This window comes from Pseudoalteromonas sp. MMG013 (assembly GCF_018100885.1).
Taxonomy (GTDB): Bacteria; Pseudomonadota; Gammaproteobacteria; order Enterobacterales; family Alteromonadaceae; genus Pseudoalteromonas; species Pseudoalteromonas aurantia.
In genome coordinates this window covers 1-6,299 of the sequence record NZ_JAGJEE010000059.1, presented here as the reverse complement: position 1 = coordinate 6,299, position 6,299 = coordinate 1, and the positions used below count along the sequence as shown (strand labels likewise).

General features: G+C 40.8%; 3 protein-coding genes. 1 reads left to right on the top strand and 2 read right to left on the bottom strand.

Annotated features, from left to right (window positions below):
• Positions 1 to 132: 132 nt before the first annotated feature.
• Positions 133 to 2,517, bottom strand: coding sequence for an ATP-binding protein (locus tag J8L98_RS24210; RefSeq protein WP_210998622.1), 2,385 nt, complete (start codon positions 2,515 to 2,517; stop codon positions 133 to 135).
• Between the two features lie 434 nt (positions 2,518 to 2,951).
• Here J8L98_RS24210 and J8L98_RS24205 point away from each other — a divergent pair, with 434 nt between their 5' ends.
• A complete protein-coding gene (locus J8L98_RS24205; protein WP_210998621.1) occupies positions 2,952 to 5,534 on the top strand; it encodes a M1 family metallopeptidase in 2,583 nt (860 codons plus the stop codon).
• Between the two features lie 143 nt (positions 5,535 to 5,677).
• Here the strand turns inward: J8L98_RS24205 and J8L98_RS24200 are convergent, their stop codons facing one another.
• Positions 5,678 to 6,166 (bottom strand): GNAT family N-acetyltransferase, encoded by a 489-nt coding sequence (locus J8L98_RS24200; RefSeq protein WP_210998620.1) that lies wholly within the window; start codon positions 6,164 to 6,166, stop codon positions 5,678 to 5,680.
• Positions 6,167 to 6,299 lie beyond the last annotated feature (133 nt).

Genomic DNA, 6,299 nt, shown 5'->3' with positions numbered 1-6,299 from the left:
GAAAGCAACGCCGAGAGTGAGAAAAATAGCTTTATTGGGCAAATGCGCTTATCCAGAGCTGAGGTTAATTACAACCACTCAACCCACATACGCTGTTCTAGGTTAAAAGCAATTAATATATAAAGGTTTTTACTACTTAGGAAGCCAACGGACCAGCGTCTTCCGTAGTTCATTGATTTGTAATGGCTTACCTAAATGATCATCCATTCCTGCGCTATAGCATAGTGCTATATCTTGCGGTAAAACGTTTGCTGTGGTGGCTATTATCGGGAGACCTCGCCATTTTTGACTTCGACGGATCTGTTTTGTTGCCTCAATACCATCTAAATTAGGCATATGCATATCCATCAAAATCAAATCAAAAGCTTCCAATTCCAGTTGTTCAACCGCTAATCCTCCATCTTCAACAAGACACACCTCCAACCCTAATTTACTTAACATTGCATTAATGACCATCTGATTGATTGGGTTGTCCTCAGCAACCAATACTTTGCCTACTAAAGGCTGCTCTGCAATGGATAAAACGCCATTATTAATGCGCGTTTCACCTTCTAACACTGAAATGTTAAACGTAACTTGCGTGCCACTGCTATATTGTGACTGAATAGCGATTTCGCCCCCCAACAATGTGACCAATTCTCGACAAATACTCAGCCCAAGTCCTGTGCCACCAAACTTTCGAGTTGTGCTGTCATCAGCTTGTTGAAATGGTTGGAAGATCCGTTCTAATTGCTCTGGTTTAATCCCTATCCCTGTATCTATCACACGGAATTGCAAGCGCCACTGAGTCGCTTCTTGGCTGGCAGATATCTGTACTTCCACGCTCCCCTGTGATGTAAATTTAATCCCATTGTTGATCACGTTTACCAAGACTTGCTTTAATCGAACTTTGTCTGTTTTTATCTCGCTTGGTACGCTTGCATCACAATTAACGACCAATTCAAGTGACTTCTGATCTGCAGAAGGTGCTAACATGACTAAAATTTCATCTAACATGTCTGAAACAAAAAAATCTTCAATGACGAGTTCTACTTGGCCCTCTTCTAACTTAGAAATATCCAATATATCATTCACTAAAGATAACAAATGCTGCCCCGAGGTAGTCCCCATATTTAATAATTTTATTTGTTCTGCACTCAGCGTCGATTGCATTTGTAATAACTCAAGCATACCCAGTAGGCCATTCAATGGTGTTCGAATTTCATGGCTCATATTGGCTAAAAAACGACTTTTAATCAGTACCGCATGCTGTGCTTCTTCTGTTGCCTGCTCAAATGCAAGGGTACGTTCTTTCACATGCTTTTCTAACTCATTTTCGCGCATGTGCACTTGATCACGCATTTTCATAAATGCACGACTCAGCTCTCCTAATTCATCCTCTCTATAGTTCGACAACTTGTAAGTAAAGTCTCCTCCAGAAAGTGCTTTAGACGCCATAATCAAGTTATGTATTGGTGCATAAATCTGTGCTGATAACTTTATCGCCAAGCCTATTATTATGACAAGCACCACAATGAAGGTGCCCCATAGAAGCTCTTTCAACTCTTGAACAGGCCCGAAAATAACCGAATTGGGTACAGCTACGGCTATGCTATAACCAGCGGCTGGGATCTGGGCAAAAAATACATGTTGTGGCTCATGACTATCTGGATCATTAAGCTCAATAACCCCAGTGTGACCTGCGAGCATTTTTAGGCCCAAAGCCCTAATCGCTTCATTCGACTCCTCATTTATTTTTAATCTTACCGATACCTTTTCTCCAATTTCATTTAATACCCAAGTATCATTATGACGCTTAAGTTGTATCACCTTACTTGGATCCCAATGGTACATATAGTACCCATAATTCGAGACCAACATGAAACGTGCTTCTTTATCGAACTGCGTCATTACTTGTGATTGGACCAATGATACCAATCGGTCAACTTCTCGCCATGGGATACTGCCACCTAGCAATCCAACTACCTTTTGCTCTTTATTTAAAATACTCGCACTCACCACAATTTGCCGAACGCCGGTGGTGTAAGAAATCATCGGATCTGAAACGAACGTCATTGCTTTGTTATCAACGTTCTCACCTACCGTTGTTTTCCAATAATCCCGTTTCTTAATGGTTTTTTGCATCGAATAGGGTTGACTATCATCAAACGTCCGTTTCATATTTTGATGAGGGTTTCCTCCCTCCGTATTATGAAAACTACCGTCTTTGGTACCGACGATAAACTTCTCATATACACTGTTTTGCAAACTTTTTTCTTCAATCAAAAAAGGTCGCATGGCGACAAAATCCATGCTTTGTATACGAGGGTCTCGCGCCATTAGCGCAATTTCTGACTTACGCTGAATAAAGTATCGCTCAAACAGCGCCGCGGCATTTCCTACTTGCGCCAACGCCCCTTGGATGCTTAAGCGACGCGCTTGTTCAGAGCTGTGCGTAATGCTCAATACAAATACAACTAATAACGGCAGTAAAGAAGTAAACAGTAACACCGCAATCAAACGCACTTTCAAGCGCATACTAACCCATTCTGTTAAAGAGATATGTCATTAGTTTAGACGAGCTTATCGAATATCACTAACCTAAGGTTCTTTCTACTACTTAACCTCAGCTCTGGATAAGCGAATTTGCCCAATAAAGCTATTTTTCTCACTCTCGGCGTTGCTTTCATTTATAATAGCCCGCTATTACTGCATAAAAGCGCCTTGATATTGAACAAAATATCATCATTGGATTGTACGTAAGTTTATTTTCAAAACACTTCCTATTCCAAAACCCTTATCCAAACCTGAGGTTACTTAACTTCATGCCTGTCAGTAAAAACAGCTCTCTGACTATTACCCATACGCTTCCATGTCTATGAGTGAACTGATAGTCTGTAGTAATAACAATTTTTATATTTAGACCTGTATTCAGGTAACCGAATAACAAGAATAATTAAGGACCCCCAACCATGTTTTATAAACGCTTGTTAGCCCTCGCTATTAGCTTAGCAATACAGACTGCGCACGCCAGTGAAGACAATGATTACATTATTGAACCACTCGCTAAGCCAAGCTCACAATCAGTACACCTCACATTAGACCCTAATAAAGATACCTTTAGTGGTATCAGCCGCATAGAGCTAAGCGTGCTAGAAGCAACTCATTATATTGAAATTAATGGTCTAGATTATGCTATTGAACTTGCAAAACTGATTGGCAATACAGAGTGTGATTTATCCAATACCATGCTGAAAACAGGCAAGGTAAGGCTGCACTGTGACCAACAGTTACAACCGGGTAAATACACGCTCACTATCAATTTTGATGCCCCATATAATCAGCAAAGCGTTGGCTTATATAAAACCATAGATCAAGGTAAAGCCTATCTATTTACACAATTTGAAATGAGTGATGCGCGCCGTGCATTCCCTGTGTTTGATGAACCGCAATATAAGATTCCGTTTCAATTAACCATCACAGCACCGAATGATCAAAAGGTATACGCCAATACACCGCTGATAAAAGCACAGAAAAGCAAAACCAATACCACACACTTTTTCGACGTAACTCCCCCTATCCCCAGCTACCTAGTCGCTATGGCGGTGGGACCCTTTGAAGAAAAAGCCATCACAGGTATGCCAATTCCAGGGAAAGTGATCACGCCACAAGGTAAACTCGCGCTCGCAGATTACGCCATCGACAATATGCCCAAAGTCTTAAAGGTACTAGAAGATTATTTTGGTATTCCCTACGTTTATAAGAAATTAGATTCGGTGGCGGTACCTGAATTCCCCTTTGGTGCTATGGAAAACTCAGGTTTAGTCACATACCGTGAAGATATACTGCTGGTTGATCCTAACAACGCAACGAGTCGCCAAAAGCAAACCAATGTATCTGTAATTGCGCATGAATTGGCACACCAATGGTATGGCAATCTCGTCACCATGAAATGGTGGAATGACTTGTGGCTTAATGAGGCTTTTGCGAGTTGGATGGCTGCTAAAGTGACCCAACAGCTCAACCCTGAGTTTAACAGCCATTTAGACTTGCCACAAAATTACGTTATGGCACTCGATGCACAATTATCAACTAAACCGATCAGGAAGCCCATTAAAACCGAAGCAGATATCATGGATGGGCTTGGTCTTGCATACAGTAAAGGGAGCGCCGTCTTATCTATGATCGAAAATTGGATTGGCGCCGACGCTTTCCAAAAAGGAATGCGTGCTTATATGAAAAAGTATGCCTTCAAAAATGCTGAAGCTGCTGACTTATGGCGAGAGCTAAGCCTCGCATCTAACAAAGATGTTGCAAGTGTTTTAAGTTCATTTGTAGAACAGTCGTCATTCCCACTCATTTCTGTGACTCAAAGCGGGAAAATGCTCACATTATCACAACAACGATTCGCCAATGCTGGCGTAGAGGCGCCCAAGCAGCTATGGAATGTCCCTGTCACCATCAAATATGGTAAAGGTGATAAAGTGGCTTCTACACAAATATTGCTCAATAAAGAATCACAAAAAGTACAATTAGACTTCGAACCACAATGGATTTATCCAGATAAAGGTGCATTAGGCTATTATCGCTGGATGTTAGAAGAGCAACAATTTAATACTCTATTGAAACATGCTAAAAGTGCCTTATCAGACAGAGAAAGGCTCGCCTTGCTTTCTGCTGCTGATGCGCTGCTTGATGCAGGTAAAATTAATGCAGGGCAGCTTATGGCTGCATTAGAACAATTTGCCAGTGACCAACATCCTCGTGTTGCAAGCAATGCGATTCGACTACTTCGAGCGCAAAAAAGTACCTTTAAAACGAAACAAAATGAAGAGTTTTGGCCTGGTTTCATTCGCCGGAGTATTCAGCCTGCCATTGCTCAATATGGCTTGACCTCGAAACCGCAAGAAATACCCGCCATTTCAAGTTTGCGTGCCATTGTTATCGCTCTACAAGGATTTGATGGAAAAGATCAAAGCATAATCACAACAGCTCAACAACAAACCGCGCTGTATTTAACAGACTCGACAAAAGTGGATCCATATCTTGCGGGTACGTTCTTAAAATTGGCGGCCTATCATGGCGATGTCGATTTACTCAAAGCATACCAAAATGCTTTTGAGACAACTAAAGAGCCACAAACACGCACACACTTATTGGCTGCACTCAGTTATTTTGGTAGTAAAACACTGCAAAGCAAAGTACTTGATTATGCATTAACTGACAAAGTCACTCCGTCAGATTTAAGGATTATATTTTCAGGCCAAGGTTATACTGAATCTCGGAAAAAGCACTTCAGAACTTGGATATATGAAAACTATGCGGCCCTTAGTAAAAAAATGCCACCTTTCATGTTACCAACATTGCCTAGCTATACCGGAAATGGGTGTGAAATACATGATTTGAAAACAACCCAAGCATTTTTTAAAGAGAAAGTGTCTGCTGTATCTGGTTACCAACGTAGCTTAGAGAAAGTGAGTGAAAGTGTGCATACCTGTATCGCCCTGAAACGTAGGGAGTTAGAGTCAGTGAATAAATTCTTAGCTCGATTTTAAAGTAAGTGGTGTAATAACAAGGCAAAAAACTCGCTATGTCGTTACTTTACATAAGTCGTTTAGCGCTAGAATAGTCTATACTTTACTCAATGACATAAAGGCCTCTTCGGGGCCTTTATGTCATCTATATAAAGAACTGCGCTTTATACAGCTGATAATTGTTTGTACATAATATAACTGTCGATATACCCCAATTGACCATGACAATATCCATTTGGAATTGTGCCAATAATGTTATACCCCAGCTTTTGCCACAGTGTAATTGCCACTTGATTTGACGACACTACTGAGTTGTATTGCATTGCACTAAAGCCTTTTTCAACCGCAACCTCTTGTGAGTGTATACACATTTGTCTAGCAATCCCTTTACCTCTAGCATCTGCACTAACCATATAACCACAATTACTGATATGACTGCTTGGGCCCATCCCATTGGCTTTCAAATAATACGTCCCTAATATTTTCCCTTTTTCTTCAAAAACAAAGGCCACTAATGCGCTTTCACACCACAACGAAAATGCCTCATCACAATTCATGCTCGGTGAAAATGCGTAAGTTTCTTGCGCTAAAATGATGGCCTCAAACGTAGGCCAAAACTCAACAAAATCTGACTTTGTCATGATTCTTATCATCAACTATTCCCTTTAAGCCTCATTTTCTATCTATTTATCATGCATTATCGTTATCTAAAGCTAAATTAACCTCAGCTCTGGATAAGCGAGTTTGCCCAATAAAGCTATTTTTCTCACTCTCGGCGTTGCTTTC

What these genes read in the sequence shown, in the direction of transcription:
- J8L98_RS24210 (WP_210998622.1), bottom strand. Translation starts at nt 2,517, where the DNA reads ATGCGCTTGAAAGTGCGTTTGATTGCGGTGTTACTGTTTACTTCTTTA.
- J8L98_RS24205 (WP_210998621.1), top strand. Translation starts at nt 2,952, where the DNA reads ATGTTTTATAAACGCTTGTTAGCCCTCGCTATTAGCTTAGCAATACAG.
- J8L98_RS24200 (WP_210998620.1), bottom strand. Translation starts at nt 6,166, where the DNA reads ATGATAAGAATCATGACAAAGTCAGATTTTGTTGAGTTTTGGCCTACG.